Here is a 26,401-nt window from a genome sequence, read left to right as displayed (position 1 = left end):
TGCACACCGTCAACAGGAACCGCGTTTGCGCGCAAGGCACACGAGCGTGGATCCGAGGAAGCGACGCTCCTCGTAGGACTTGATGCGCCTCAGGACCGGCCAGAGGCCGACCCGGCGCACCACGCGCTCGAGACGTTCCGAGTTCACGATGCGCAGCGGACCCGAGAAGAACTTCGGCGTGATCGATCTCAGCTCGACCACATCGAGCCTGCTCGCGATCAGGCTCCTGAGCTCGTGCCGATCGAGCCAGCGGCGGTGCCATCCCGGATTCGGGAAGTGTCCGGCGTGCCGCTCGTAGATCGGCCTGTTCTGCGTCGCGATCATGAGAAAGCCGCCGGGCTTGAGCAGTCGATGACACCGGTCCACGAATGCGCGCTGGTCCGCCACGTGCGAGAGGACCTCGCAGCTGACGATGACGTCGAACGACTCGTCCGGGAGATCGACCTGGAGGAAGTCGCCCGCGATCAGCGTCACGTCCGGGAGCCGCTCCCTCGTCCGCGCCACCACCTCGTCCGCCAGATCGATTCCCACGACTTCGCCGTAGGCACGCAGCCGATCGGTCAGCCACCCTGCGCCGCAGCCGACATCGAGGAGTCGGCGGCCCTCGAGCGGACCTGGCTCGCGAGCGATCCAAGCCTCGATGACGCCTGCCTGCTCGAGCTGCGACTGCCCGACGGTGACCTCGCGACTCGCCGCGTTCCAGTCGTTCCACGCCCTGCGCTGCGTATCGAGGGTGGGCTGTCCGCTCATCGGGGGTTCCTTCGCTCGTCGCGTTCGGTGCGTGCGACGAATGCACACGTGCGGATCGCCGACGCCGCCGAACCCGGCCACCGCGTGTGCCCAGGTCGACGAGCCAAATTCTACAAGTTGTAGAAGACCGGCTGAGGCTTTTCCCGATTCTTCACGGCCCGGCTGGCGGGCCTGCTGCAGAACGTAGGTGACAGCGCGGAGACGTGCAGGGCGATTGCTTCAGGTCCTGTTCCGCGCGTGGGCCGAACCCCCAGGCCGCGACGACTTCTGGAGCCGGTGACAGGAGTCGAACCCGCGACATCCTCATTACAAGTGAGGCGCTCTACCAACTGAGCTACACCGGCGCAGCCCCTCGATCGCCCGCGGAGCCGCGCCCATCTTAGCCGCCGACACCCTGCGCGGAGCGCCGAGAGGTCATCCCCAGCTGGGCGACCAGCCCGACGACGAAGACGGCGATCGCGGCGGCGTACCAGGCCCACGCGGGCTCGGCCACGGAGAACGCGCGGTCCACCTCCCGCCCGTCGATGACGCCGAACAGCAGCATCAGCCCGGTGACCACCAGCGTGGCGCCCGAGGCAGCGCTCACGATGATCAGCAGGAGGGCCGGCAGGCTCGCCACGACGGCGATGACGACCAGCACCGCGGCGACCACGAGCCCGACCGTCGTCCGGATCCACTCCTCGTCCGCCCCGAATGCGTTCGCGATCACGACACCGAGGACGTAGCCCATCGCCCCGACCCAGAGCACGATGCCGAGCCAGTACCAGAAGTACGCGAGGAGTCCGAGCACGATCGCGCCGACGATCGCCGCGACCCAGCCGCCCGTCGTGCTGAGCAGCTCGCCCCCGACGCGGTCCTGCACGATCTCGGCGCCCAGGAAGAACCCGACGAACGCACCGGCCAGCGCGATCAGCGCGCGCAGCGCTGCGCCGCCCCAGAAGACCAGCACGATCCCCACGCCGAGCATGATCAGCGCGACCACCACGTCGTTCGTGCCCTCGTTCATGCCGCGAGCCTATGCCCGTCGACGCATGCTCGCCGGGGGCTCGGGCACCGGTGCGGCGTACCGACAGAGGGAGCACGCCGATGACCCAACGCGATTCGCGGTCCGACGAGTCGATCGCCGATCTCGTCCGCGACATGTCCGAGCAGACCTCACGACTGGTCCGCGACGAGCTGCGGCTCGCCCAGGCCGAGCTGACGCAGAAGGGGAAGCGCGCCGGCATCGGCATCGGAGAGTTCGGCGCCGCCGGACTGCTGGCCCTGTACGGCCTGGGTGCGCTCTTCGCGGCGATCATCGCGGCGCTGGCGCTGGTGATGGACGTGTGGCTGGCCGCGTTGATCGTGGCCGTCGTGCTGTTCGTCGTGGGGGCCGTGCTCGCACTCGTGGGCAAGAAGCAGCTGCAGCAGGCGGGGCCGCCGGTCCCCGAGCACACCGTCGAGAACGTGAAGGCCGACATCGCCGAGGTGAAGGAGGCGCGGGCCCGTGAGCACCACTGACCCCAGCGAGATCCAGCGCGAGATCGAGGAGACGCGGGAGGACCTGGGCCGCACGGTCGAGGAGCTGACCGAGCGGCTCGACGTCAAGCGCCAGGCGCAGCAGCGCGTCGACGCGGTGAAGCACGAGGCGGAGCAGCGCCTCGCGTACGTGAAGCAGAACGCGCGCGAGCAGCCACAGCTGCCGGCCATCATCGTCGCGGCGGTCCTCGCGTTGATCGTCGCGCGGGTGTGGCGGCACCGGCGGGGGTAGGCCTCCGACTTCTCCCGACGGATCTGCTGGTCGGGTGTCCAAAACCACATTCCTCGCGCATACTGGTGCCGTGGCTATTGGACGCCTGCCCAACATGGAGCGCCTGGAGCGCCTGACCCGTGACCTCGAGACCCCGTACGCGGTGGTCGACGGGGCCGCACTCGCGCACAACACCGCCGAGCTCGTACGCCGTGCCGGCGGAGTGCCGGTCCGCGTCGCGTCGAAGTCGGTCCGCGTACGCGAGATCCTCGACCGCACCCTGGCGACGGACGGGTTCGCCGGTGCGATGTCGTACAGCCTCGCGGAGTCGGTCTGGCTCGCCGACGAGGGGCACACCGACCTGCTGCTCGCCTACCCGACGACGCACCGGGGCGCGCTCGCGGACCTCGTCGCCAAGGACCACCGGGCTTCCGCGATCACCGTCATGGTCGACTCGCTCGCGCACCTGGACTTCATCGACTCCGTCGTCGGCACCGACCACCCGCCGATCCGGGTCTGCATCGACGTCGACTCGTCGCTCGAGCCGTTCCGCGGGCTGCACCTCGGCGTGCGCCGGTCCCCGGTGCACAGCGCCGAGGACGCGATCGCCCTCGCGCGTGCGATCAGCGCCCGCCCGGGCTTCGACCTCGTCGGGCTGATGTTCTACGACGCGCAGATCGCCGGACTCCCCGACAGCTCCCCCGCCGTCCGCTTCGTGAAGAGCCGCAGCCTCGCCGACATCGTGGCGCGGCGCGCCCGCATCGTGGAGGCGGTCCGCCAGGTCACCGACCTCGCGATCGTCAACGCCGGCGGCACGGGCAGCCTCGACGTCATGCGCGACGACCCGTACATCACCGAGCTCACCGCCGGCTCCGGCCTGTTCATGCCGACGCTGTTCGACTCCTACGACGCCTTCGAGGCCACGCCGGCGGCGTTCTACGCGCTGTCGGTCGTCCGCAAGCCGACCCCGGAGATCGCGACGCTGTTCTCCGGCGGGTACGCCGCGTCGGGCGCCGCCGGCAAGAGCCGCCTCCCGACCCCGGTCTGGCCGGCGGGCCTGTCGCTGATCGGCACCGAGGGCGCGGGCGAGGTCCAGACCCCCGTGCGCGGGCCGGTCGCTCGTGGCCTGCGCGTCGGCGATCGTGTCTTCATGCGCCACGCGAAGGCCGGGGAGATGTGCGAGCGGTTCGACGCCGTCCACCTCGTGCACACCGAGGAGTCGCCCGGAGGCGCGGCCACCGTCGAGACGCTGCCGACGTACCGCGGAGAAGGGAAGAACTTCGGATGACCACGACCGCCACGGGCACCGCCGCACGGTGGACCAACTGGGGCCGTTGCGCGAGCGCCGACCCGGTCGCCGTCGCCCACCCCCGCTCCACGGCCGAGGTCGCCGACGTCGTCCGCTCGGCGGCGGCCAACGGTCAGCGCGTCAAGGCCGTCGGTGCCGGTCACTCGTTCACCCCGATCGCGGTGACCGACGGCGTCATGATCCGCATGGACCACATCGGCGGCATCCAGCACGTCGACCGCGAGACCGGTCACGTCACCGTCGGCGCCGGCATGCGGCTGCGCGACCTCAATCCCGCTCTGCACCAGATCGGGCTCGCGCTCCCCAACATGGGCGACGTCGACCCGCAGTCGATGTCGGGCGCGACGTCGACCGGCACCCACGGCACGGGCGCACGCCTGACCGGGATCGCCGGCGCGATCGTCGGCCTCGAGATCGTCACCGGCGACGGCACGGTCCTGACCGTGACCCCGGACGACACCGAGCTCTTCGGTGCGGCGCGCGTCGGTCTCGGCGCCCTCGGCATCGTCACGTCGCTGACCTTCGCGTGCGTCCCGTCGTTCCTGCTGCACGCCCGCGAGGAGCCGATGCTGCTCCCTGACGTGATCGGGCAGCTCGACGCGCTCGTCGACGAAAACGACCACTTCGAGTTCTACTGGTTCCCCCACACCGACCGCGCCCTGGTCAAGCGCAACAACCGCGTCCCCGACGGCACCGCGCGCAAGCCGCTGTCGAGGGCGCGGTTCCTGCTCGACGACGAGGTCCTCTCCAACGGGCTCTTCGAGGTCGTCAACCGCATCGCGAAGCACCAGCGCGGCTGGGTCCCCCGGCTCAACGCGATCTCCGGCCGGGCGCTCTCGCCGCGCGAGTACACCGACTGGTCGTACGACGTGTTCGTCTCGCCGCGCCGAGTCCGCTTCCGCGAGATGGAGTACGCCGTCCCGCGCGCCGCACTCCCCGACGTGCTGCGCGAGATCGATGCGTGGGTCAACGCCTCCGACGAGACGGTGTCCTTCCCGATCGAGGTGCGCTTCGCGGCGCCGGACGACATCTGGCTGTCGACCGGGTACGACCGCGAGAACGCGTACGTCGCCGTGCACCAGTACCACCAGATGGACTACCGCCGTTACTTCGAGGGCGTCGAGGCGATCTTCGGCGAGCACGAGGGTCGACCGCACTGGGGCAAGCTGCACACGCTTGACGCCGACACGCTGCGCACCCGCTACCCGCGGTTCGACGACTTCCGCGCCGTACGGGACCGACTCGATCCGCAGCGGACCTTCGGCAACGCCTATCTGGAGCGCGTCCTCGCCTGAGCGGCCCGGGGTTTGCCACGCTGGCGCGGCAAACCCCGGCGACGGCGGCGTTTCGGCTCGCTGTGCCCGCCCAAGCATCAGAGGCTGGGCCCATGGCGGTCCAGCTCCTCTCTGCGCGCCCCCGCAGCGGTCTCGTCCGGCTCCCGTGGAACCTGCCGCTCGCGGAGTGGCCGGAGGAGCTCGACGTCTCCCTGCCGCGCGGCATCCACCGCCACGTCGTCCGGTTCGTCCGCGTCGACGGCTCCGTGCTCGTCGTCAAGGAGACCAACGAGCGGTACGCGCGGCGCGAGTACGTCCTGCTCCGCCACCTGCGGCGGCTCGACCTCCCCACCGTGGAGCCGGTCGCCGTCGTGACCGGACGGACCGCTCGTGACGGGTCCGAGCTCCCGTCCGCCCTCGTGACGGCACACCTGCCGCGCTCGCTCCCGTACCGCTCCCTCTTCGAGCACCCGCTGTCCGACAACACGCTCGAGGGCGTGGTCGACGCGATGGTCGTGCTCCTCGTACGCCTGCACGTCGACGGCTTCTTCTGGGGCGACTGCTCGCTCTCCAACACCCTGTTCCGTCGCAGCGCGGACGAGTTCGCGGCCTACCTGGTGGACGCGGAGACCGGCGCGCTGCACGACACGCTCTCGGACGGCCAACGCGGCGAGGACCTGGAGCTGGTGCGGACCAACGTGTTCGGCGAGCTCCTCGACCTCCAGGCGGCGGAGCTGCTCGACCCGGCGATCGAGCCGCTCGACCTGGTCGACCGCATCGTCGAGCGTTACGACGACCTGTGGGGCGCCCTGACCGGCGTCGAGGAGTTCACCACCGAGGAGATGTGGCGGATCGAGCAGCGGATCGAGCAGCTCAACGACCTCGGGTTCGACGTGGACGAGCTCGACATCGTGACCGACTTCGACGGCGACCGCGTCCGCATCCAGCCCAAGGTCGTCGAGCCCGACCACCACGCGCGTCGCCTCCAGGGGCTGACCGGGCTCGACCTCGAGGAGGCCCAGGCCCGGCGCCTGCTCAACGACCTCGACGCATTCACCAGCGCGCACGAGATCCAGCAGGAGGACCCGATGGTGGTCGCGCACCGCTGGCTGACCGAGGTGTGGGAACCGCTCAGCCGGATGATCCCGGTCGAGGACCGCGACGTCGTCGAGCCGGCGCAGTTCTTCCACGACGTGCTCGTCCACCGCTGGTACCTGTCCCAGCAGGCCGGCGAGGAGGTCGACCTGTTCGAGGCGGCGCGCGACTACCTACGGACGGAGTATCCGCGGCAGGTCGCCGCCCTGCGGGCCGCCGCCACCGCGACCAGCGACTGAGGCCAGCGCGCAGGTCCGCGGCTCGCATGGCAGGACGCCCCGCGGGTACCGCGCAGAGGTCCGTCCGACGGGAGCAGGAGGCGACGGCGCATGAGCAGTTCTACCAAGCAGACGACCGACCACGACACGATCCGCGAGTGGGTCGAGAGCCACGACGGCAGACCGGCGAGCGTACGCGGGACCGAGCGCGGCGTCGAGAGCACAGGCGTGCTCCGGTTCGACTTCCCCGGAGGTGCGGGCACCGACGAGCTGCAGCACGTCGACTGGGACGCGTGGTTCGAGGCGTTCGACCGGGAGGGCCTGGCCCTCGTCTACCAGGAGCAGAAGGCCGACGGCGAGGACAGCACCTTCTTCAAGCTGGTGAACCGATGAGCCGCCCGGACCAGCCGAGCCGCGAGAGCGACCGCCCCACCGTCGCGGATGTCGACCCGTCGGTCCTCGCGGTGAACGCCACGCCGGACTCGGTCCGGCTGCACGGCGATCCGGACGAGACCGAGACCGTCCAGCGCGGCGACGGGGCGATCGGGCCCGCGGAAGACCTGACCGAGGTGCCGGAGGACGCCGAGCCGACCGACGCGACACCCGCCGGCGAGGTGGATCCCGACGCCGTCCCGAGCGACATCGATCCCGAGACGGGCGATCAGCCGACCGCCTGAGCCGCCGCACGTCCCGCCGTACGGCCGGAGAAGATGCACCCGCCGAGGAACGTGCCCTCGAGCGCACGGTATCCGTGGACGCCGCCGCCACCGAAGCCGGCGACCTCGCCCGCCGCGTACAGGCCCTCCAGCACCGACCCGTCCTCGCGCAGCACGCGCGCGTCGAGGTCCGTCTCGAGCCCGCCGAGCGTCTTGCGGGTGATGACGCGCAGCCGCACCGCGATCAACGGGCCGGCCTTGGGGTCGAGGATGCGGTGCGGGGACGCCGTACGGATGAGCTTGTCCCCGCGGTACGACCGGGCGCCGCGCAGCGCGACGACCTGCATGTCCTTGGAGAACGGGTTGTCGATCTCGCGGTCACGGGCCTCGATCTGCGTCCGCAGCGCGTCGACGTCGAGGAGCGGCTCGGGGGTCAGCTTGTTCATCCCGGCGACAAGCTCGTCGAGCGTGTCGGCGACGACGAAGTCCTCGCCGTGCTGCTTGAACGCCTCGACCGGACCGGGCGCCCCGGGCTTGATGCGCCCGAGCACCTGGCGCACGTCGCGCCCGGTGAGGTCGGGGTTCTGCTCGGAGCCCGACAGCGCGAACTCCTTCTCGATGATCTTCTGCGTCAGCACGAACCAGCTGTGGTCGTGACCTGTCGTCCGCAGGTGCTCGAGCGTGCCCAGCGTGTCGAACCCCGGGTAGAGCGGCACCGGGAGCCGGTTGCCGCGCGCGTCGAACCACAGCGACGACGGGCCCGGGAGGATGCGGATGCCGTGGCCGGGCCAGATCGGGTCCCAGTTCTTGACGCCCTCGACGTAGTGCCAGCCGCGGTCGGGATTGATCATGTGCGCGCCCGAGTCGATCGCGATCTGCTGCATGCGGCCGTCGACGTACGCCGGGACACCCGTGAGCATGTCCTCCGGCGGCGTGCCGAGGCGGTCGGCCGGCCAGGTCTTGCGGACCAGGTCGTGGTTGCCGCCGATGCCGCCGGAGGTCACGACGACCGCCTGGGCCGAGAGGGCGAAGTCGCCGTCGACGGTGCGGTTGCTCGCGACGCCGCGCGCCGACGCATCAGGCGCCAGCACGGCGCCGGTCACCCCGGTCACCGCCCCGTCGGTGATCGTCAGCCCGTCGACGCGGTGCCGGAAGCGGAACGTGACCAGGCCCTTCGCGACGCCGTCCCGCACCCGCCGCTCGAACGGCTCCACGACACCCGGGCCGGTGCCCCAGGTGATGTGGAAGCGCGGCACGGAGTTTCCGGGGCCCACAGCGCCGTAGCCCCCGCGCTCGGCCCAGCCCACGATCGGGAAGAGCTTGAGGCCCTGGGCGCGCAGCCACGAACGCTTCTCACCGGCGGCGAAGGCGACGTACGCCTCCGCCCACTTCCGCGGCCAGCTGTCCTCGGGCCGGTCGAACCCGGCGTTGCCCAGCCAGTCCTGCAGGGCGAGGTCGTACGAGTCCTTGATGCCCATGCGCCGCTGCTCGGGGCTGTCGACGAAGAACAGCCCGCCGAACGACCAGAACGCCTGCCCACCGAGGTTGGCCTCGGACTCCTGGTCGACGAGGATCACGCGCTTCCCCGCGTCGACCAGCTCGGCGGTGGCGACGAGCCCGGCGAGTCCGGCTCCGACGACGATCACATCAGCATCCATGCGGGACATGGTGGTGCGGCGGAGCGGCCGGTGACAACGATTCCCGCATCGATTGAGCACGCACGTTGTCATTCAGTGACAATAACCTCGTGGGTACGAGGGAGCGTCTGGCCGTCCAGCGCGCGGTCGCGCGCGACGCCGACCAGGTCACCGCACGGGTCATCGGCGTCGTGCTGCGCGAGATCCCCGCGTACGCCGACGTGAGCCCGGCCCAGCGCGACGAGATCGCCGCGATCGCCACCTGGGCGCTGCAGCGCACCGTCGAGATGTGGGTCGACGAGAGCGCGATGACCGAGGCGGACCTGCGCCGGTTCCGCGGGATCGGGGCCGCCCGTGCGACCGACGGCCGCCCGCTCCCCGCGATCTTGCGGGCCTACCGGGTCGCCGCCGTCGAGACCGCCGACCTCGTCGTCGAGCTCGGGGACGAGACGCTCGACGTCGACGACCTCGCGGCGCTGAACCGCACGATGCTCGTCGGGGTGGACGAGCTGTCGGAGGCGCTCTTCGCCGGGTACGAGGAGGCGTCGGCGCACCTGCGCCAGGACCGGGCCCGGGTGCTCGCGGCGCTGGCGGCAGACCTTCTCGCCGGCCGCCAGACCTCGCGGGCGGCCCTCGCCGACCGCTCCGCCCGGCTGGGCGTCACGATCCCGTCCCGCCTGGTGCTGACGATCCTCCCCTCGGGCCCACGTGCGGCGGCCGGCGCCGACGGCACCGCGGGCACGGCCGGGTTCGCCCTCGTGCACTCCGCCCGCGACCACGTCGTCCACCTGAGCGAGGCACCCGTCGCGCTCGACGTCGACGGACACGCAGGTCGTACGGGTACGCCGTCGCGCGCCGTCGTCCTCCAGGGCCTCACGGTGGCTCAGCTCCCCCGGGCGTACCGGCTCGCGGCCGGAGCGTTCGAGCGCGCGCCCGCCCGGGCGTACCGGCGCTCCGGCATCCTCACCCTCGCGGACGTGCTCCTCGTCGCGGTGCTCGCGGGGACCGACCCGGAGGCCGGCGACGACCTCCCCGCCGCGGCGCTCGGTCCGCTCCTCGACCCGGCGCAGACGCACCTCCTCGAGGGGCTCGTCGGCTACCTCGACCACGGCAGCGCGACGGAGGCCGCAACGGCCCTGGGCGTGCACCCGCAGACGGTCCGGCACCGCCTGCGCCGGGTCCGTGGGCTGACCGGGCGCGACCTCGACGACCCGTGGGACCGGCTCGTGCTCGATGCCGCACGGACGGCCCTGCAGAGTCGCGCGGCCTCCTAGCCCGCGGCGGCCGGACGCGGCGCGAGGGGGAGCAGGCGTCGCCGCTTCACCAGGGCGACGCACACCGCGAAGGCCCCGAGCGCCCACACGGCGAGCACCGTGACCACGCCGGCGATCGACGCGACCTCGCCCCCGGCGACGAGCTGGTTCGCCCCGTTCGTGAAGACGGTCAGCGGCATCAGCCCGTTGAGCGCCTGCAGCGGACCCGGCGCCGTCTCCAGCGGCACGACGTTCGCGAGGGCCGCGACCTGCAGCAGCAGGAAGAGCACGAACACCGCGATCCCGGCACCGCCGAAGGCCAGGCGCAGCGCGACCGCGACGAGGGCGAACGTGACCGACGCGAGCACGCAGAGCAGCGCCAGCGGCACGAGCGCGTCGATGCTCGGGTGGAAGACCAGCATCGCCACCATCACCGCGACCGCCTGTGCCGCCGCGAGACCGACCACCGGCAGCGCGAGCGAGGACGCGAGGCGTCGCGACGAGACCGGAGCCGACGCGAAGCGCCGGATCGCGTCGCGGTCGACACCGAGCGCCGCGACCAGCGCGGCGAGCCACAGCACCGCGCCGAGGATGGCCGCGACCAGCCACCCGTTGCCGTGCGAGGTGTGCTCGACGGTCTCGTTGAGGACCACCGGCTGGCTGACGGCGGTCGCGAGCGCGTCCTGCTGCGCGGTCGAGTACGTCGGGCTCTTCGCGGCAGCCTCGGCGAGCCCGCTGCTGAGCGACTCGGCGCCGCTGTCGACCTTCGCGGCGCTGCTGTCGAGAGAGGCGCTGCCGTCGGCCAGCTCCCCGGCGGCCTCCGAGGCCTGCGCCGCCCCGCTCGCCAGCCGTCCCGAGGCCGCCGCGACCTGCTGCGCGCCCGCCGCCACCGACGTCGCACCCGCGGAGGCCTCTCCCGCACCCCGGCTCAGCCGACCGCCCGCAGCGTCGAGCTGCCGCGCGGCACGGGCGAGGCGTGCGTCGGCCCGGTCGAGCGCGGCCGCGCCACGCGCCGTGCCCGCGGTGGCGCGCGACAGTCCGCGGACCGCCCGCGCCCCCAGCGCCGTACCCGCCGCCACCACCGCGGAGCGGTCCCGAGCGAGCGCGACCCGACGGCAGAAGCGGACCGACCCGCCCTCGGCACGGCAGTCGCGGACGAGCGCACGGAGGTCACCCGCGAGCGTCTTCGCGCGGGCGGCGACCCGTTGGTCGGCGGTAGCCAGGCGCGACGCCCCTCGGGCGACGGCACCGCTGGCCTCGGCGAGGTCGCCGCTCGCCTCGTCGACGGCGCCGGCGCTCCTGGCGAGGGCACCGGCACCCTCGTCGAGGTCCTCCGCACCGCTCGCGACACCGCGGGCTCCTCGTGCGGACTCCCCTGCGCCGGTCGCGAGCGAGCCGGAGGCCGTGCTCAGCTCCGTGCTCCCGGCCGCCAGCTCCTCGACGGCGTCGGACAGGCTCCCGGCCCCCTGGTCGAGCGACGTCGCGCCCGCGGCGAGCTGGCCGGTGCCGTCGGCGAGCTGCGCAGCGCTCGAGGCCGCCTGCTGGTTGGAGGACGCGAGCTGGTTGAAGCCGGCGTAGACGTTCTTCAGGTATCCCTGCGTCGTCTGGTTCGCCAGGGACGCGGCGGCCGCCGACGCGATCCGGTTGCTGAGGTAGGGCACCGTCGAGCTCGCTGCGGCGTTGCTGGTCAGCTGCAGCTGACCCTGGACGGGCTTGTCGGTGCCGGACGACACGATCGCGCTGGAGAAGTCGGACGGGATGGTGAGCACGGCGTAGTACGAGCCGTCCGCGAGCCCGCTCGTCGCGTCGGCGGAGTCGGTCAGCGTCCAGTCGAGGTCGGGCCCGGAGGTGGTGGGATCGGTCAGCGAGGCGGTGAGCGCCCGCCCGGCCGCCATCGGCTGGGGGTCGGAGAGGATCTTGTCGTCGTTGACGACCGCGACCGGGATCTGGTCGAGCTCGTCCTCGCGGTCGGCCACCGACCAGATCACGACCGAGGCGGCGAGCAGCGGCAGCACCACACCGACGGCCAGCCAGCGCGTCCACCTGCGTCGTCCGTCCCTGCGTCGTACGGCTGTCGTCTCGCTCATCGGCCCTCCTCGGGGGCGTCCGTCCCGGCGGGGACGGTGAGAATGACGGTCACGCCCTGGCGCGCGGCCTCCGCCGCCAGCGACTCCGCCGCGGCCCGACCCGGCCCGGTCCGCCCGTCGGCACCGTGCAGGACGAGGACGTCGATCCCGTTCGCGACGGCGGTCGCCACTTCGACGACCGCGGCGCCGTCCCACGAGCCGTCGCCGTCGGGATGGCTGGTCCGCACGCTGTCGACGACCTCGAGGCTGCGCGCCACGAACGCCCGCCGCCGGCGCGGCGACGGCGAGGCCACCCGTGCGAGCGCCGCGATCTGCTCGGCGACCGGTGCATCGGGCCGCAGCGGACGGCCGAGCTCGACCAGCGACGTACGGCGGCTCACCGGCTCGCGCTGCTCCGGCAGCAGGTAGCCGTCGACGACCAGCGACCCGCTGTACGCCGTGCTCCTCCCGGTCAGGACCTGTCCCAGCTCACGCGCGCTGGTGCCCGGCGGGAGCTCGATCCGGTGTACCTCGCCCGGCCGCGCGGTGATCTCGACGGGGGCATCGCCCGGACGGACGACCACGTCGAGCGCGAGCACCGCCACCTCGCCGTTCTCGCGCTCCCACTCCTGGAAGGCGATCTTGCGGTGGAGCACCGCCCCCTCCACGTCGACGTCGGGAACCTTCCGGTCCAACCACGACGGGAGCCACCACGCCCGGCGGTCGAGCAGCACCATCACGGCGGGCACGAGCGTCATGCGCACGATGAACGCGTCGACGAAGACGCCCACGGCCAGACCGAACGCGATCGGCTTGATGGTCGCGGAGCCGCCGGGGATGAAGGCGACGAAGACGCTCCCCATGATCAGCGCCGCGGCGGTGACGACCCGTGCCGAGGACCGGAACCCGCCCTCGACCGCGCCCTTCGCGTCGTCGGTGCGCACGAACTCCTCCCGCATCGCCGACACGAGGAACATCTCGTAGTCCATCGCGAGGCCGAAGAGGACGCCCATGACGAAGATCGGCATGAAGCTCACGACCGGGCCGGTCTCCTCGCCCAGGCCGCCCAGCCAGCCCCACTGGAACACCACGGCGACGGCACCGAGCGCGGCACCGACCGACAGCAGGTAGCCGAGCGTCGCCTTGATCGGCACGGCGACGGACCGGAACACGACCATGAGCAGGACCAGCGAGAGCCCGATGACGATGATCGCGAACGGCAGCAGCGCGCCCGCGAGCCGGGCGGAGACGTCGATGTTGATCGCGGTCTGCCCGGTCACGAGCATGTCGCCGACCTTGTAGGTCTTCTCCCAGCCTGGACTGCGGTCGCGGAGCACCTGCACGAGCGCCTTCGTGGACGGCGCGGTCTGCCCCTCGGCCGGGATCACCTGGATCAGCGCGGTGTCGCCGCCCTCGTTCGGCGTGGCCTGCGTGATGTCGACGACGTCCGGCACCTTGGCGATCGCCCCCGCGAGGTCCTGCACCGTCCCCTTCGGGTCGGAGCTGGTGATCACGTCGGCCGTCACCGCGAGAGGGGCGTTGTAGCCCTCGCCGAACGCGGCCGTGATCGCGTCGTACGTCTGCCGCGCCGCCGACGACTCCGGCGCCGTGCTGTTGTCGGGGAGGGCGAGCTTCAGGCCGCTCGCCGGGCGGGCGGCGAGGATCAGGATCACGAGCACGGCGAGGATCGTCACCACGGGGAACCGCGTGGTCGCCCGGACCCATCGCCCGGCGATGCCCGGCCCCGGTGCGGCCGTCGTGCGGCGCCGTCGCGGGCGACGTGTCCGGGGCCGCAGGTGTTCCCCGAGCAGCAGCGCCACCGCGGGGAGCAGGGTCAAGGCCGCGAGCACGGCGACCGCGACCGCGACCGCGGCGGAGACGCCCATGATCGTGAGGACCGGGATGCGGGCGACCGCGAGGCCCGTCAGCGCGATGACGACCGTGGCCCCGGCGAAGACCACGGCGCTGCCCGAGGTCGCCATCGCCCGGCGCATCGCCTCGGGCGCGGACAGGCCTTCGGCCATGTGCCGTCGGTGACGCGACAGGATGAAGAGCGCGTAGTCGATGCCGACCGCCAGACCGAGCATCTCGGCGAGCGTGGGCGCCGTGCTGGAGACGGTCCCGATCCACGAGGCGATCACGACGGCACTCAGCGTCACGCCGACACCGATCAGCGAGTTCACGATCGGCATCCCGGCGGCGAGCAGCGACCCGAAGGTGACCGCGAGGATCACGAAGGAGACCATCAGCCCGAGGAGCTCCGGGATGCGGCTCGGGTCCGCCGAGGGCTTGTACGCATCTCCGCCGACCCAGGTCTCCACACCTGACGACGCCGGGGGCTGGGCCGCGTCCTGGACGGCGTCGAGGGTTCCCTCCGACGGCACCGGCTGGTCGAACCGGATCGTCGCCAGCGTCGACGCACCGTCCTTCGACACCACGGGGTCGTCGGCGGTGAGCGGGTTGCTGATCGCGACCCGCGGGACCTTGTCGACGGCGGCGACGATGTCGGCGACCGCCTTCGACGCGCCGGCATCCGTGATCTTCCCGGCGTCCGCCGTCACGAGCAGCTGTCCGCTGGTACCGGTCTGGTCGAAGCGGTCCGCGAGCAGGTCCTCGCCCTCCTGCGACTGCGTGCCCGGCACCGAGAAGGCGTCGTCGTAGTGGTCGCCCAACGCGGCGGACGCCCCCACGACGGTGGCGAAGACGAGGCCCCAGACCGCGACGACGAGCCCTCGGTGCCGCGCGATCGCTCCGCCCAGGCGGTAGAGGAACAGCGACACGACACGACCCCCCAGTCGTCCGGTTGCCTCGATGATGCCCCGGGCGCACCGGCAGGACCGCGTTCTTTCAGCGCCCGCGGATTCGGCGGGGAGGGAAGGGCCGCGATGGGCTATCGTGCCGCGCGTGCCTCGGATCTGCGTGTACGGAGCGGGCAGCATCGGCTGCTACGTCGGCGGCCGGCTCGCTGCCGCCGACGCCGACGTCGTCCTCGTCGGACGGCAGCGCGTCCGCGACGACGTCGCCGGCGGGCTGCACCTCACCGACTATCGCGGTGCCGACGTGCGGGCGACGCCGGAGTTCGTGCTGGACACCGACGGCGCCGCGGCGGCGGAAGGCGCGGACCTCGTCCTCGTGACCGTGAAGTCGGCCGCGACCCCGGAGGTCGCCGAGATCCTCGGGCGCGCGCTGCGGCCGGACGCGGTCGTCGTCAGCCTCCAGAACGGGCTGCGCAACGCCGACCTGCTCCGCGCCGCGCTCCCCGGACGGACGGTGCTCACGGGCATGGTGCCGTTCAACGTCGTCAACCTGGGCGGAGGCGCGTTCCACCAGGGGTCCGAAGGCGGGCTGGAGGTCCAGGACGACCCCGCGGTCACGCCGTACGAGGCGGTGTTCGCCAGAGCCGGCCTTCCGCTGACTCGTCGGGCGGACATGGACGCCGTCCTCCGCGCGAAGCTCCTGCTCAACCTCAACAACGCCGTCAACGCGCTGTCCGGGCTCCCGCTCAAGGCCGAGCTCTCGCAGCGCACCTACCGCCGGTGTCTCGCACTCGCCCAGCGCGAGGCGTACGCGACCTTCCGCGCGGCGGGGTGGGCGGTCGCGCGCATCACCCCGCTCCCGCCGGGGTGGATCCCGCGGCTGCTCGTGATGCCCGACCGCCTGTACGCGACCGTCGCCGGGCCGACCCTCGCGATCGACCCGCTGGCCCGCTCGTCGATGTGGGAGGACCTCGAGGCCGGCCGCGTGACCGAGATCGAGTGGATCAACGGCGAGGTCGTGCGGCTCGCCGAGACGCTCGGGCGTACGGCCCCGGTCAACGCGCGCCTGGTCGCGCTGGTCCGTGCTGCAGAAGCAGGAGGTCCGCGAGCCTGGTCGGGAGACGACCTGCTCGCGGACCTCCGCGCTGCTGCTGCGCAGCCCTAGCCGACGTCGTACGCCGTCAGGCCTGCGGCTCCGGTGCCGCGACGAGCCGCGGGCGCCGGTCCTGGTCGGGATCGAGCGCTGCGGCCATCCGGTGGTACGCCGCACCCTCGCGGTGCCGCGACTGCCGGTCGAGCGTCAGCCCGAGGGCGACGTGAGCCCACCCGCTGGTCGGCTCGAGCTCGATGAGACGACGGAACGCCTTCTCGGCGGGCTCGAGGAGCGCGGCCGCGAAGTAGGCACGGCCGAGCAGCTCCCACGCCGCCGCGTGGTTGGGCTCTTCCTCGACGACACCGGTGAGCATCTTGATCGCGTCCCGCGGGTGGCGGTTGGCGACCATCTCCTCGGCGCGGCGGAAGCGGTCGTACAGCGGCATCTCAGCGATCATCGCGTCGTTGAAGATCGGCTTGAGGATCAGGGGACGGAAGTCCTCGGTCATGCGGGCGCACCTCCTCGGGGCGTCGGTGTCACCGCACTCAACGGTGGGCGGCACCCCTGCATTCCCGACGGTACGCCGCGGGGGCCGCCGGTCAGGTGATGTCGCGGCGCAGTGTCGTGAAGCGGCCGATCACGGCGAAGACGACGCCGTACGCGAGGAAGACCAGCGCACCCGGCACCCGACCGAGAACCTCGCCGAGCCCCAGCGACGCGTACGTGCTCGCCCCGACCAGCGCCTCCGACGCCGCGCCGGGGAGGAACTTCGCCGCCCCTTCCAGGGCGTCCACGGCCGACAGGCCGACCCGCAGGATCGGCTCGACGAACTGCGTGAACGCGAGCACCACGACGATCGCCGCGACCTGGTTGGTGATCAGCGTCCCGACACCGACGCCGACGAACGCCCAGATCGCGAGCGCCACGACCGACAGCAGGACCGGGACGAGGACGTCGCTGCTGCCGAGGAACGCACCGTCGCCCTGCCAGGCGAGGATCGGCGCGCCTGCGGCCACGCCGGCCAGCGTCCCGACGACCCCGAACGCGAGACCGATGATCCCCGCGGAGACGAGCTTCGCGCCGAGGAAGACGCTTCGACGCGGCTCGGCGAGCAGCGACGGCGTGATGGTCTGGTAGCGGAACTCCGACGTCATCGACATCGCCCCGGCCAGCAGCGGGAACACGTAGCCGAGCCCGTTGCCGAGCGTGTAGACGGTCAGCGCGGCGTCGATGCCGTCGATCGGCGTCGCGCCGGAGTCGGCGGACGGCTCCACGGTCACGGAGAACGCCATGACGACCGCGAGAAACGCCATGTACGCCGCCATGACCAGCAAGAGGATCCACCACAGGCGCGTGGAGGTCCACTTGCGCAGCTCCGACCTCAGCGCCGCCTTCATGCCGCCACCTCCGGCGTACCGGTCGTGGCGGCGTCGGTGCTCTGACCCGTCAGCGACAAGAACACGTCCTCCAGCTCGATCTCCTGCTGCGTGAGCGCGTGCAGCTCGACCCCGGCGCCGAACGCCGCGGCCCCGACCTCCGCCGCGCTGACGTCCGCGACGTCGAACCCACGGACGCCGTCGCGCGAGGCCGGCGTGTACCGCCACCCGCGCCCGTCGAGAACCGCGCGCAAGGCCTCGGCGTCGGGCGAGGCGACCTCGACGTGCCGGGCGGCCATCGCGGCCAGGTCGGTGAGCGGCGAGGCGTGGACGAGCCGGCCGTGCGCGATGATCACGACGTCGTCGACGGTCTGCTGCACCTCCGAGAGCACGTGGCTCGAGACCAGCACCGTACGCCCCTGGCTGGCGAAGAAGCGGAGAAGCTCGCGCAGCCAGCGGATGCCGCCCGGGTCGAGTCCGTTCGCCGGCTCGTCGAGCACCAGCACCGGCGGGTCGCCGAGGAGCGTCGTCGCGAGCCCGAGCCGCTGACGCATGCCGAGCGAGTATCCGCCGACTCGGCGGTCGGCGACGTCCGCGAGGCCGACCATGTCGAGCAGCTCGCGGCACCGGGCGTCGCTGATGCCGATCTGCGGCGCGAACACGCGCAGGTGGTCGAGCGCGGAGCGCCCCGGGTGGAAGCTCGCGGCCTCCAGCGCCGCGCCCACGACGCGGCCGGGCTGGTCGATCTCGGTGTACCGCCGGCCGTCGATCGTGGCGCTCCCCGAGGTCGGGGCGACGAGGCCCAGCAGCATCCGCAGCGTGGTGGTCTTGCCCGCTCCGTTGGGCCCGAGGAACCCGGTGACGGCGCCCGGCCGGACCGAGAAGCTGAGGTCGTCGACGGCGCGAACCGTACCGAAGGTCTTGGTGAGATGGTCCACGGTGATCATCGCGCTTCACGCTACCGGAGCGGGGAGGGCTGTCAGACGACCCCCTCCGGCACTAGGCTCGCCGGTCATGACGCATCCTGGCCAGACCCCCGAGCCATCGTCGCCCACCCGTCAGACCACCCCCACGCTGCCCGATCCCTCGTCGCCGTTCGCGCACGGCACGCCGTACGACACCCCGCCGTACGGGGTGCCGAAGGTCGAGGACGAGCCCTCCTCGGGGCGCGGCGTCGCACGCCACGTCCTCAGCCTGCTGATCGGCCTGGTCCTCACGCCGGTCGCGATCGGCGGATTCGACTGGGCGTTCGGCCGCTACTGGTACGACGCCGCCAACTTCCGCAGCTTCCAGGACGGCGAGACGTGGCCGTTCGCCGTCGCGGGCGTCTCGGCCCTGCTCCTCCTGATCGTCGCGGCCGCGGGTCGCCTCTCGCCGGTCGGTCCGGCGATCGCCGCCGTGCTGTACGGCGCTGTGCCCGCGGTCGTGATCGTGCTCGCGCGCGACGAGGTCTTCCGGGCCGGCCGCGAGCTCGGCGGCTACGACTGGTCCTACCCCAACGTGCTGGTCAACATGCCGTTCTACGGGTTCGTGCTCTTCCCGACGATCGCCGCGCTCCTCCTCGGCACCGCGATCGCGTCTGCCGGTCGACGGCGCAGATAGCCGGCGGTCGTGGGGCTGGTGGCAGCAGGACTTGCCGTCAGGACGTGCAGTTCCGACCACGACCTGGTCAGAACTGCACGTCGTGAATGCACGTCGTCGCTCAGTCGTCGACGACGATCCACGTGTCCTTGCCGCCGCCGCCCTGCGTGCTGTTGACGACGAGGCTCCCGGGGCCGGCGACGCGCGTGAGTCCGACCGGGACCGCCCGGGCCTCCCCCGGTCCGGTGCCCGTGACGAGCACGAAGACCCGCAGGTCGACGCGACGGGGTTGCAGGCTCGCACCGGAGAACGTCGGGTGGGAGCTGAGCGACACGGTCTCCTGCGCGACCCACGCCTGCGGCTCCGCGATGATCGCCCGTCGCCGCTCGGAGATCTCCGCGGCCGACGCCAGCGGGCCGATGAGCACCCCGTGGCCGCCGTGCCCGTCCACCGGCTTCGTCACGAGCTCGTCGACGCGGTCGAGCACGATGCGCCGCTCCGCCTCGTCGTCGGTGCGGTAGGTCGGCACGGACTCGAGCAGGGGACGCTCGTCGAGGTAGTAGCCGATGAGCTCGGGCACGACCCGGTACGTCGCCTTGTCGTCGGCGACCCCGTTGCCCGGCGCGTTCGCGAGGAAGACGTTCCCGGCCGCCGCGACGTCGATGATCTCCTGGCCGAGCGCCCGGCCGTCCGGGGTCTCGAGCTCCTCGAGCTTCACGTCGAGACGGACGTAGACCGCGTCGACGGGGCGATCGCCGTCGACGAGCCGGACCTGGCCGTCGCGAACCCCCAGGTCCTCCGACCCCACGAGCACCAGGCCCGCCTCCGCAGCGAGCCGCTGGTGCTCGTACCAGGAGAGGCTCGACGACCCGCTCGACAGCAGCGCCAACGCTCCCGTGCCGGACTCGCCGGCGCAGGCGCGCAGGGTCTCGGCGAGGACCGGGAACGCCGCCGCCGGGTCCGCGAGCCCGTCCGGCCGCGGGAGGTCCGGCAGCACCTCGTCGAGCATCTCGCGCGCCGCGACCGCGTACGCGAGCCCGCTCGGGTTGCGGAGGTTGTCCTCGAGGACCCGCCACTCCCCACGGCTGTTGCGGACCAGGTCGAAGCCCATCACGGGCGCCCGCACCGCCGACCGCGGCAGGCGCCGAGCGTCCTCGAGCCACCCCGGGCACCCGACCACGTCCGCCTCGGTGACGACGCCGTCGCGCAGGACGCGGCCCTCGCCGTACACGTCCTCGAGGAACGCCTCCAGCGCCCTCGCCCGCTGCTCGAGACCCTCGCGCAGGGTCGCCCACTCGTGCGTGTTCACGACCCTCGGGACCAGGTCGACCTCGAAGCTGTTCGTCTCGCCCTCCAGCGACACCGTGAGCCCTTCGCGCTCGGCCCACGCGTCACGGCGGGCCTCGAGCTCGACCAGACCGGCACGGTCCACCTCCCGGAGCTGCCCGATGATGCCCTCGTACGCGGCGCGCGGACGTGAGCCGAGCCCGATCGCCTCGTCCCCGGCGCGCGCCGGGTACGACCGCAGGGCCGGCACGTGCGGCGGCAGTCCTCCCGGCGGGCCGTGCGTCTCCGCGACCACGAGGTCCATGACGTCGTCGAGGTTGCCGGTCTCGTCGAACACGGCGCGCTGACGGTCTGCGGAGCTCCCACGCGCGAGCGTGCTCATGGCGAGCTCGGCGACCTCCTGGTAGTCACCGAGCTCCTCGAGCTGGGGACGCAGGCGCGCCACGAGGGCCCGGACCGCATCGGCCGCCGGCACCGGCTCGGGGTGCACCACGGGGTCGAGCAGGGTCCCGGTCAGACCGTTGCGCGCCGCCTGCCAGGTGGCCGCCCGGTGCAGCGGACCGGCGACCGGCACGTACGGCGCGCCCCGCTCGATCTCCTGCTCGGCGGCGCGCACCATCGCGCGGAACAGCCCGGCGACGAGGATCGCGTCGTCGACGACCGGGCACGCGTCGCAGATCCGCAGCTCCAGCGTGGGCGCGTGCGACGAGGGACGGACGTCGAAGTACGCCATGCCGGCGTCGGCGATCACGCCGCTGCGCACCAGGTCCGAGAGCAGCGTGTCGTACTCGGCGGCCGACGCGAGCACAGGGAGCGGGCCGGTGGTCGGCCAGCGCTGCCAGATGATCGTGCGGATGCTCGCGTACCCCGTGTCCTGCTCGTTCCAGTACGGCGAGCTCGCCGAGAGCGCGAGGAGGATCGGGAGGTCACGGGCGACCCGCTGGGCGATGTCGATCGCTAGGTCGCGGTCGGACACGCCGACGTGGATCTGCGTGCCGCAGATGAGCTGCTCCTCGACGAGCAGGCGGTACTGCTGCTGCATCCGCCCGTAGCGGCCGGTCGCGGTGAGCTCGAAGTCCGACCCGTACGACGACCGCGGCGCGGTGCCCACGGCGGCGATGCCGAGGCCGTCCTCCGCCGCGGCGTCGATCACCTGCCGCCGGAGCCGCACGATCTCCTCGCGCAGGTCCGACAGTCCCTTGACGACCTCCGTGTTGGTCTCGACCGTGGACCGCTGGAGCTCCGCGGAGAAGTTCGTCTCCGGCAGCCGGGAGAGCAGCTGGGGCGCCGACGCCGACAGCGTGCGGCCCTGCCGGTCCACGAGGTGGAGCTCTTCTTCTGCACCGAGGGTGAGTTCAGCTGCCATCCCGCCAATCTAGGACGACCGCGGCCGATCCGAAGATCGCGAGGAGCCCGAGCGGCGTGACGCGCCTAACCCTGGCGGCGCTGGTCGATCGCGTAGAGCGCGATGCCGGCCGCGACTCCCGCGTTCAGCGACTCCAGCGTGGAGGCCATGGGGATCGACACGAGCACGTCGCACGTCTCGGCGACGAGCCGCGACAGACCCTTGCCCTCGCTGCCGACTACGAGCACGAGCGGCCCGTCGGCGAGGTCGAGGTCCGGCAGCGAGACGTCCCCGTCGGCGGCGAGGCCGGCGATCATGAGGCCCTGCTCCGCGTACGCCTTCAGCTGGCGCGTGAGGTTCGTCGCACGGGCGACGGGCACCCGCGCCGCAGCCCCGGCGGACGTCTTCCACGCCGACGCGGTCATGCCCGCGGCCCGCCGCTCGGGGATCACGACGCCGTGCGCCCCGAAGCCGGAGGCGCTGCGGACGATCGCCCCGAGGTTGCGCGGGTCAGTGACGCTGTCGACGACGACGATCAGCGGGACCTGGCCCGCGTCCTGCGCGGCGACGAGCAGGTCGTCGGGGTGCGCGTACTCGTACGGCGGCAGCTTGGCCGCGACGCCCTGGTGCACGGCGCGGTCGGTGAACCGGTCGAGCTCGGCCTTGCTCGCCTCGAGGATCGACAGCCGCTTCTCGACCGCGATCGCCAGGATCTCCGTGACGCGGTCGTCGCGGTCGATGCCCTCGGCGATGTAGAGCGTCCCGACGGGCACGTCGGCGCGCAGCAGCTCGAGCACCGAGTTGCGGCCCGCTGCCCACTCGCTGTCGTCGCCGCGCTTACGGGGGGCGGGCGGACGACGCTTCTCCGCCGCGCGCGCCATCTTGTACTTCTTGTGGTTCGGGCGCTCCTCCGCCTTCGGCGTCGGTCCCTTGCCCTCGAGTCCGCGACGGCGGTGGCCGCCGGTCCCGACCGACGCACCCTTCTTGCTCTTGTTGATCGCGCCGCGGCGCTGGCTGTTGCCGGCCATCAGGTGTCTCGTCCCTTGCTTGCGTCGTCCCCGCCGACGGACCACCGTGGTCCTGCGGGGGTGTCCTCGACCTCGACCCCAGCTGCCTTCAGCTGGTCGCGGACGCGGTCCGCGGTGACGAAGTCCTTCTCGGCCCGGGCGGTCGTCCGCTGCTCCAGCAGCGCGTCGACGAGCGTCCCGAGCGCGGCGTGCTCGGCGCCGGCACCGTCTCCGCCACCGGCCCACTGGGGCGCGTACGGATCGAGTCCCAGCACGTCCAGCATGCGCCGTACCGCCGAGAGCGTGCTCACCAGGGCGTAGCGCTGCTCCTCGCCGGCGGCCAGCTGCTTGTTGCCGTCGCGGACGAGCTCCTGCACCTGGGCGAGCGCTGCGGGCACCGCCAGGTCGTCGTCCATCGCGGCCGCGAAGCCGGGCGTCACCGCACCGCCGAGCTCCACGAGGTCGGTGCTCGCACCGGTGGCCTCCGTGGCGCGCCGGACGAAGCCCTCGATCCGCTGGTACGCCGTCGCTGCCTCGGCCAGCGACTCCTCGGTGTAGTCGATGACCGAGCGGTAGTGCGCCGCCACCAGGTAGTAGCGGACGTCGACCGGCCGGAACCGCTTGACCACCTCGCTCACCAGCAGCGAGTTGCCGACGGACTTGCTCATCTTCTCGCCGCCGATGCGCACGAGCTGGTTGTGCATCCAGGACCGCGCGAACGGCATCCCGGCCGCGCGCGCCTGGGCGAGCTCGTTCTCGTGGTGCGGGAAGCGCAGGTCGATCCCGCCGCCGTGGATGTCGAACTCGGTGCCCAGGTACTTCGTGGCCATCGCGGAGCACTCGATGTGCCACCCGGGGCGGCCGCGACCCCACGGAGAGGGCCACGACGCGGACTCGGGCTCCTCGGGCTTGTGGCCCTTCCACAGCGCGAAGTCGCGCGGGTCGCGCTTGCCGCGCGGGTCGGCGTCCTCGGCGTCGCGCATGTCGTCGACCTTCTGGTGCGACAGCTCGCCGTAGTCCGACCACGACCGCACGTCGAAGTAGACGTCGCCCGACCCGTCCGGTGCGACGTAGGCGTGCCCGCGGTCGATCAGCGTCGCGACGAGCTCGAGGATCTCGGGGACGTGCCCGGTCGCCCGCGGCTCGTACGTCGGCGGCAGGCAGCCGAGCACGTCGTACGCCGCGTGCAGCGCGCGCTCGTTCGCGTACGCCACCGCCCACCACGGCCTCCCCTGCTCCTCGCCCTTGGCCAGCACCTTGTCGTCGATGTCGGTGACGTTGGCGACCAGCGTGACGTCGAGGCCCTCGTGGGTCAGCCAGCGACGCAGGACGTCGAAGACGACTTCCTTGCGGATGTGACCGAGGTGCGGCGGGCCCTGGACCGTGAGCCCACAGTGATAGATGCCCACCCGTCCGTCGACGAGGGGCACGAGGGGGTGAGTCTGCATCGTCGCAGAGTCGTAGAGGCGCACGGTCACGCTGACCAGAGTAGTGGCTCCGCGGGATCCGACTTAGCATCGATCAATGCGCGACCGCACGGCTCGTCCCACGCTCGCCCTCGTCTGTGCGCTCGCAGGCGCCGGTCTCGTCACCACCGCTCTCGCGCCGCCGGCTGCGGCCGCCACGCCGCGGATCGCCTCCCAGCGCTGGAGCAGCACGGCGCAGCTCGCCACCGGCTCGGAGGCGGGCACGGCCGTCAGCGGCGGCACGGTCCGCTTCGTGCGCGCGGCCGGGCGGACCAAGGTCGCGGGGCGCGCGTACGAGAAGGCACGCTGGACGTCCGCCTGGTCCTCGACGGGCTTCGGCGCCGACGAGGTGGTGCCCTCCTGGAACGCCCGTACGCCCGGCAGGTCCGCGCTGGTGGTCTCGGTCCGCGTCCGGACGACGAGCGGGCGCACCGGCAGCTGGGACACGCTCGCACGCTGGGCGGAGACCGAGCGGGTCGTGCGCCGCAGCTCTGGCGCGGCCCAGAGCGACGACGTCGCCCGCGTGGTCACCGACACGATCCGGGCGAACGGCAGCAACCGCATCGCGGCCTGGCAGGTGCGGGTCACCCTGCTCCGCCCCGTCGGGTCGAAGGCCGCCCCGCGGCTGCTGTCGGTGGGCGCGGTCGCATCCGTCGGCGCCCGCAGCGCCCGGCCGGTCTCGGCCACCTCCATGACACGCACGGTCGAGATCGCCGTGCCCCGCTACTCGCAGATGATCCACCGCGGCCAGTACCCCCAGTACGACGGTGGCGGCGCCGCGTGGTGCTCCCCCACGTCGACCACGATGGTCCTGCGCAGCCTCGGCAAGGGACCGACGAAGGCGCAGTACGCGTGGGTGCGCCGGGGCATCAAGCAGCGCTACGTCGTCCACGGTGCCCGCCGGACGTACGACGTCCGCTACGGCGGCACCGGCAACTGGGGCTTCAACACCGCGTACGCCGGCACCCGCGGCACCGACGCGTTCGTAGCCCGGCTCGCCTCGCTGCGCGACGCTGAGGCGTTCGTCAAGGCCGGCATCCCGCTGGTGGTGTCGATCCGCTTCGGCCGTGGGCAGCTCACGGGCGCTCCCATCCGCTCGACCGCCGGCCACCTGCTGGTGGTCCGGGGCTTCACCGCCGCCGGCAACGTGATCGTCAACGACCCGGCCGCCTCGAAGCCCTCCACGGTGCGCCGTGTCTACCGTCGGGCCGAGCTCGAGCGGGCGTGGATCCGCGGCGGCGGGGGGACGGCGTACGTGATCCGCACCGGCAAGGCGCTGCCGCAGCTTCCCGGCCACCGCTGGTGACGACGGACGGCTCGAGCATGCCGTCGGCAACGGTGGGTAACGGGCCGGCATGACTGATCAGGACAGGCTCACCGCGATCCAGGCCGTCGTCGACCGCGTGACCTCGTGGCAGGACGGGGCCACCGAGGGCACCGTCGAGGACGAGCTCCGGCACGGCGCCGACGAGGTCGGCGTGGATCTCAGCGAGGACGAGGTCCGCCGGCTCGCCGACGTCATCCAGGACCGCCACGGCGCGGTCTCCGCCGCCGAGGTCCTCGCAGGCGACTGACCGGTCGCCGCCCGCCCGCGCGATGATGAGGGCATGGGCCCTTCCCCGATCCCCCGTGTCGGCACCGGCACCGATGTCCACGCCTACGAACCCGGCCGGCCGATGTGGTGCGCCGGTCTGCTGTGGCCGGACGAGCCTGCCGGTCTCGCCGGGCACTCCGACGCCGACGTGGTCGCGCACGCGATCTGCGATGCGCTCCTGTCCGCTGCGGGGCTCGGCGACCTGGGCAGCAACTACGGCACCGCGGACCCCGCGTGGTCGGGTGCGTCGGGGACGTCGTTCCTGACCGAGACCGCCCGGCGGGTCCGCGCGGCCGGCTTCACGATCGGCAACGTCGCGGTCCAGCTCGTCGGCAACCGCCCCAAGGTCGGGACGCGTCGTGAGGAGGCGCAGGCGGTGCTGTCCGACGCCGTCGGGGCTCCTGTGACGGTGTCCGGGACAACCACCGACGGACTCGGGCTCACCGGCCGCGGAGAGGGCGCTGCGGCGATCGCGACCGCGCTGATCATCCCCGCACAATGATGCACACCTCGACGAAGCCGTTGACGACGCGGACCGGATAGGTCGCGATCTTGGTCATCGGGTCGTCGACGCACTGGCCGGTCTCGAAGTCGAAGAGCTCGCGCCCCGTCGGCGCGGCGAGGAGCGTCTGGCCGTCGCGCTGGACCACGAGGCCGCGGGCCATCGTCTGCGTGCCGGAGTACGGGTCGCGGTTGCCCACCGCGTGCAGCTCGCGTTCCCCGGTCTTGAACAGGGCGACCTGCTTGCCGCGGACGAGGGCGGAGACACCGATGCCGACCACGAGCTCGCCGGCGTCACACACCTTGACCCAGGTCGCCACCCCGCTCGACGTCGCCATGCCGCGACGCTAGGCACCGCGCGTTTCGTCCCGATTACGGGAGGAAACAGCCGGGATAACAAAGCCCGGC

General features: G+C 72.5%; 25 protein-coding genes and 1 tRNA gene. 13 read left to right on the top strand and 13 right to left on the bottom strand.

What is annotated here, in order from left to right; all coding sequences use genetic code 11:
• Window positions 1-9 precede the first annotated feature (9 nt).
• From ACQSSQ_RS02150 to ACQSSQ_RS02140, 3 genes are all read right to left on the bottom strand, one after another.
• The gene (locus ACQSSQ_RS02150) at window positions 10-750 is read right to left on the bottom strand and encodes a class I SAM-dependent methyltransferase (protein ID WP_431325384.1); all 741 of its coding nucleotides are present in this window, start codon (window positions 748-750) and stop codon (window positions 10-12) included.
• A gap of 268 nt (window positions 751-1,018) precedes the next feature.
• Window positions 1,019-1,094: transfer RNA gene (locus ACQSSQ_RS02145), tRNA-Thr, on the bottom strand.
• A 35-nt stretch (window positions 1,095-1,129) separates the two neighbouring features.
• The gene (locus tag ACQSSQ_RS02140; protein ID WP_431325383.1) at window positions 1,130-1,756 is read right to left on the bottom strand and encodes a TM7S3/TM198-like domain-containing protein; all 627 of its coding nucleotides are present in this window, start codon (window positions 1,754-1,756) and stop codon (window positions 1,130-1,132) included.
• 80 nt (window positions 1,757-1,836) lie between these two features.
• Between ACQSSQ_RS02140 and ACQSSQ_RS02135 the strand changes: the two genes are divergently transcribed.
• The 7 genes from ACQSSQ_RS02135 (at window position 1,837) to ACQSSQ_RS02105 (ending at window position 7,052) form a co-directional block, all read left to right on the top strand.
• Window positions 1,837-2,250 carry a phage holin family protein gene (locus ACQSSQ_RS02135; protein ID WP_431325382.1) on the top strand — a complete coding sequence of 138 codons (414 nt, stop codon included), beginning with the start codon at window positions 1,837-1,839 and terminating at the stop codon, window positions 2,248-2,250.
• The gene (locus ACQSSQ_RS02130) at window positions 2,237-2,500 is read left to right on the top strand and encodes a DUF3618 domain-containing protein (RefSeq protein ID WP_431325381.1); all 264 of its coding nucleotides are present in this window, start codon (window positions 2,237-2,239) and stop codon (window positions 2,498-2,500) included. The genes ACQSSQ_RS02135 and ACQSSQ_RS02130 overlap by 14 nt, the downstream gene beginning before the upstream one ends.
• 70 nt (window positions 2,501-2,570) lie before the next feature.
• The gene (locus ACQSSQ_RS02125; protein ID WP_431325380.1) at window positions 2,571-3,767 is read left to right on the top strand and encodes an alanine racemase; all 1,197 of its coding nucleotides are present in this window, start codon (window positions 2,571-2,573) and stop codon (window positions 3,765-3,767) included.
• Window positions 3,764-5,083 carry a D-arabinono-1,4-lactone oxidase gene (locus tag ACQSSQ_RS02120; protein ID WP_431325379.1) on the top strand — a complete coding sequence of 440 codons (1,320 nt, stop codon included), beginning with the start codon at window positions 3,764-3,766 and terminating at the stop codon, window positions 5,081-5,083. The genes ACQSSQ_RS02125 and ACQSSQ_RS02120 overlap by 4 nt, the downstream gene beginning before the upstream one ends.
• A 92-nt stretch (window positions 5,084-5,175) precedes the next feature.
• Window positions 5,176-6,396 (top strand): DUF4032 domain-containing protein, encoded by a 1,221-nt coding sequence (locus ACQSSQ_RS02115; protein WP_431325378.1) that lies wholly within the window; start codon window positions 5,176-5,178, stop codon window positions 6,394-6,396.
• A 90-nt stretch (window positions 6,397-6,486) separates the two neighbouring features.
• Window positions 6,487-6,768: a hypothetical protein gene (locus tag ACQSSQ_RS02110; protein WP_431325377.1), complete on the top strand. Its 282-nt coding sequence runs from the start codon at window positions 6,487-6,489 to the stop codon at window positions 6,766-6,768.
• Window positions 6,765-7,052 carry a hypothetical protein gene (locus ACQSSQ_RS02105; protein WP_431325376.1) on the top strand — a complete coding sequence of 96 codons (288 nt, stop codon included), beginning with the start codon at window positions 6,765-6,767 and terminating at the stop codon, window positions 7,050-7,052. Before ACQSSQ_RS02110 ends, ACQSSQ_RS02105 begins: the two co-directional genes overlap by 4 nt.
• Here the strand turns inward: ACQSSQ_RS02105 and ACQSSQ_RS02100 are convergent.
• Entirely contained in the window at window positions 7,037-8,689 is a 1,653-nt protein-coding gene (locus ACQSSQ_RS02100) for an FAD-binding dehydrogenase (RefSeq protein WP_431325375.1), read from the bottom strand. The genes ACQSSQ_RS02105 and ACQSSQ_RS02100 overlap by 16 nt on opposite strands.
• An 89-nt stretch (window positions 8,690-8,778) precedes the next feature.
• Here ACQSSQ_RS02100 and ACQSSQ_RS02095 point away from each other — a divergent pair, with 89 nt between their 5' ends.
• A complete protein-coding gene (locus tag ACQSSQ_RS02095; RefSeq protein WP_431325374.1) occupies window positions 8,779-9,942 on the top strand; it encodes a PucR family transcriptional regulator in 1,164 nt (387 codons plus the stop codon).
• Here ACQSSQ_RS02095 and ACQSSQ_RS02090 read toward each other — a convergent pair.
• A complete protein-coding gene (locus ACQSSQ_RS02090) occupies window positions 9,939-12,008 on the bottom strand; it encodes a YhgE/Pip domain-containing protein (RefSeq protein ID WP_431325373.1) in 2,070 nt (689 codons plus the stop codon). The two genes, ACQSSQ_RS02095 and ACQSSQ_RS02090, sit on opposite strands and share 4 nt — an antisense overlap.
• A complete protein-coding gene (locus ACQSSQ_RS02085; RefSeq protein WP_431325372.1) occupies window positions 12,005-14,767 on the bottom strand; it encodes an MMPL family transporter in 2,763 nt (920 codons plus the stop codon). The genes ACQSSQ_RS02090 and ACQSSQ_RS02085 overlap by 4 nt, the downstream gene beginning before the upstream one ends.
• 124 nt (window positions 14,768-14,891) lie before the next feature.
• Here ACQSSQ_RS02085 and ACQSSQ_RS02080 point away from each other — a divergent pair, with 124 nt between their 5' ends.
• The gene (locus tag ACQSSQ_RS02080; RefSeq protein WP_431325371.1) at window positions 14,892-15,908 is read left to right on the top strand and encodes a 2-dehydropantoate 2-reductase; all 1,017 of its coding nucleotides are present in this window, start codon (window positions 14,892-14,894) and stop codon (window positions 15,906-15,908) included.
• A gap of 16 nt (window positions 15,909-15,924) precedes the next feature.
• Here ACQSSQ_RS02080 and ACQSSQ_RS02075 read toward each other — a convergent pair whose 3' ends face one another.
• The 3 genes from ACQSSQ_RS02075 to ACQSSQ_RS02065 form a co-directional block, all read right to left on the bottom strand.
• Entirely contained in the window at window positions 15,925-16,344 is a 420-nt protein-coding gene (locus tag ACQSSQ_RS02075) for a tetratricopeptide repeat protein (RefSeq protein WP_431325370.1), read from the bottom strand.
• A 91-nt stretch (window positions 16,345-16,435) separates the two neighbouring features.
• Window positions 16,436-17,233 (bottom strand): ABC transporter permease, encoded by a 798-nt coding sequence (locus tag ACQSSQ_RS02070; protein ID WP_431325369.1) that lies wholly within the window; start codon window positions 17,231-17,233, stop codon window positions 16,436-16,438.
• Window positions 17,230-18,159 carry an ABC transporter ATP-binding protein gene (locus ACQSSQ_RS02065; RefSeq protein WP_431325368.1) on the bottom strand — a complete coding sequence of 310 codons (930 nt, stop codon included), beginning with the start codon at window positions 18,157-18,159 and terminating at the stop codon, window positions 17,230-17,232. The genes ACQSSQ_RS02070 and ACQSSQ_RS02065 overlap by 4 nt, the downstream gene beginning before the upstream one ends.
• Window positions 18,160-18,226: 67 nt before the next feature.
• Here ACQSSQ_RS02065 and ACQSSQ_RS02060 point away from each other — a divergent pair, with 67 nt between their 5' ends.
• On the top strand, window positions 18,227-18,814 hold the full coding sequence (locus tag ACQSSQ_RS02060; RefSeq protein ID WP_431325367.1) for a hypothetical protein: 588 nt from the start codon (window positions 18,227-18,229) through the stop codon (window positions 18,812-18,814).
• 100 nt (window positions 18,815-18,914) lie between these two features.
• Here ACQSSQ_RS02060 and ACQSSQ_RS02055 read toward each other — a convergent pair whose 3' ends face one another.
• The 3 genes from ACQSSQ_RS02055 to cysS all read right to left on the bottom strand — a co-directional run bounded on the left by ACQSSQ_RS02055 (window position 18,915) and on the right by cysS (window position 23,910).
• Window positions 18,915-21,446 (bottom strand): glutamate--cysteine ligase, encoded by a 2,532-nt coding sequence (locus ACQSSQ_RS02055; RefSeq protein ID WP_431325366.1) that lies wholly within the window; start codon window positions 21,444-21,446, stop codon window positions 18,915-18,917.
• A gap of 65 nt (window positions 21,447-21,511) precedes the next feature.
• Window positions 21,512-22,453, bottom strand: a complete 942-nt coding sequence (gene rlmB, locus ACQSSQ_RS02050) for a 23S rRNA (guanosine(2251)-2'-O)-methyltransferase RlmB (RefSeq protein ID WP_431325365.1) — start codon at window positions 22,451-22,453, stop codon at window positions 21,512-21,514.
• Window positions 22,453-23,910 carry a cysteine--tRNA ligase gene (gene cysS / locus ACQSSQ_RS02045; RefSeq protein ID WP_431325364.1) on the bottom strand — a complete coding sequence of 486 codons (1,458 nt, stop codon included), beginning with the start codon at window positions 23,908-23,910 and terminating at the stop codon, window positions 22,453-22,455. Before cysS ends, rlmB begins: the two co-directional genes overlap by 1 nt.
• A 46-nt stretch (window positions 23,911-23,956) precedes the next feature.
• On the opposite strand from cysS, the gene ACQSSQ_RS02040 reads away from it, so the two are divergent.
• Genes ACQSSQ_RS02040 through ispF form a run of 3 tightly spaced genes read left to right on the top strand, consistent with a single transcriptional unit; the run spans window position 23,957 to window position 25,994 of the window.
• On the top strand, window positions 23,957-25,204 hold the full coding sequence (locus ACQSSQ_RS02040; RefSeq protein WP_431325363.1) for a C39 family peptidase: 1,248 nt from the start codon (window positions 23,957-23,959) through the stop codon (window positions 25,202-25,204).
• Window positions 25,205-25,253: 49 nt separating this feature from the next.
• Window positions 25,254-25,472, top strand: a complete 219-nt coding sequence (locus ACQSSQ_RS02035) for a hypothetical protein (protein ID WP_431325362.1) — start codon at window positions 25,254-25,256, stop codon at window positions 25,470-25,472.
• 33 nt (window positions 25,473-25,505) lie between these two features.
• Window positions 25,506-25,994 (top strand): 2-C-methyl-D-erythritol 2,4-cyclodiphosphate synthase, encoded by a 489-nt coding sequence (gene ispF / locus ACQSSQ_RS02030; RefSeq protein ID WP_431325361.1) that lies wholly within the window; start codon window positions 25,506-25,508, stop codon window positions 25,992-25,994.
• Here ispF and nirD read toward each other — a convergent pair.
• A complete protein-coding gene (nirD, locus tag ACQSSQ_RS02025; RefSeq protein ID WP_431325360.1) occupies window positions 25,978-26,331 on the bottom strand; it encodes a nitrite reductase small subunit NirD in 354 nt (117 codons plus the stop codon). The genes ispF and nirD overlap by 17 nt on opposite strands.
• Window positions 26,332-26,401 lie beyond the last annotated feature (70 nt).

Source organism: Mumia spirodelae (assembly GCF_050632745.1).
Taxonomy (GTDB): Bacteria; Actinomycetota; Actinomycetes; order Propionibacteriales; family Nocardioidaceae; genus Mumia.
The sequence above is the reverse complement of the archived record's forward strand: the minus strand, read 5'-3'. Positions and strand labels throughout refer to the sequence as shown.

Coding starts and splice junctions, on each gene's coding strand:
- ACQSSQ_RS02135 (WP_431325382.1), top strand. CDS start 1,837: ATGACCCAACGCGATTCGCGGTCCGACGAGTCGATCGCCGATCTCGTC.
- ACQSSQ_RS02055 (WP_431325366.1), bottom strand. CDS start 21,446: ATGGCAGCTGAACTCACCCTCGGTGCAGAAGAAGAGCTCCACCTCGTG.
- ACQSSQ_RS02105 (WP_431325376.1), top strand. CDS start 6,765: ATGAGCCGCCCGGACCAGCCGAGCCGCGAGAGCGACCGCCCCACCGTC.
- ACQSSQ_RS02090 (WP_431325373.1), bottom strand. CDS start 12,008: ATGAGCGAGACGACAGCCGTACGACGCAGGGACGGACGACGCAGGTGG.
- ACQSSQ_RS02100 (WP_431325375.1), bottom strand. CDS start 8,689: ATGGATGCTGATGTGATCGTCGTCGGAGCCGGACTCGCCGGGCTCGTC.
- ACQSSQ_RS02110 (WP_431325377.1), top strand. CDS start 6,487: ATGAGCAGTTCTACCAAGCAGACGACCGACCACGACACGATCCGCGAG.
- rlmB (WP_431325365.1), bottom strand. CDS start 22,453: ATGGCCGGCAACAGCCAGCGCCGCGGCGCGATCAACAAGAGCAAGAAG.
- ACQSSQ_RS02060 (WP_431325367.1), top strand. CDS start 18,227: ATGACGCATCCTGGCCAGACCCCCGAGCCATCGTCGCCCACCCGTCAG.
- ACQSSQ_RS02040 (WP_431325363.1), top strand. CDS start 23,957: ATGCGCGACCGCACGGCTCGTCCCACGCTCGCCCTCGTCTGTGCGCTC.
- ACQSSQ_RS02120 (WP_431325379.1), top strand. CDS start 3,764: ATGACCACGACCGCCACGGGCACCGCCGCACGGTGGACCAACTGGGGC.
- ACQSSQ_RS02115 (WP_431325378.1), top strand. CDS start 5,176: ATGGCGGTCCAGCTCCTCTCTGCGCGCCCCCGCAGCGGTCTCGTCCGG.
- ACQSSQ_RS02065 (WP_431325368.1), bottom strand. CDS start 18,159: ATGATCACCGTGGACCATCTCACCAAGACCTTCGGTACGGTTCGCGCC.
- ACQSSQ_RS02035 (WP_431325362.1), top strand. CDS start 25,254: ATGACTGATCAGGACAGGCTCACCGCGATCCAGGCCGTCGTCGACCGC.
- ACQSSQ_RS02070 (WP_431325369.1), bottom strand. CDS start 17,233: ATGAAGGCGGCGCTGAGGTCGGAGCTGCGCAAGTGGACCTCCACGCGC.
- nirD (WP_431325360.1), bottom strand. CDS start 26,331: ATGGCGACGTCGAGCGGGGTGGCGACCTGGGTCAAGGTGTGTGACGCC.
- ispF (WP_431325361.1), top strand. CDS start 25,506: ATGGGCCCTTCCCCGATCCCCCGTGTCGGCACCGGCACCGATGTCCAC.
- ACQSSQ_RS02075 (WP_431325370.1), bottom strand. CDS start 16,344: ATGACCGAGGACTTCCGTCCCCTGATCCTCAAGCCGATCTTCAACGAC.
- ACQSSQ_RS02140 (WP_431325383.1), bottom strand. CDS start 1,756: ATGAACGAGGGCACGAACGACGTGGTGGTCGCGCTGATCATGCTCGGC.
- ACQSSQ_RS02150 (WP_431325384.1), bottom strand. CDS start 750: ATGAGCGGACAGCCCACCCTCGATACGCAGCGCAGGGCGTGGAACGAC.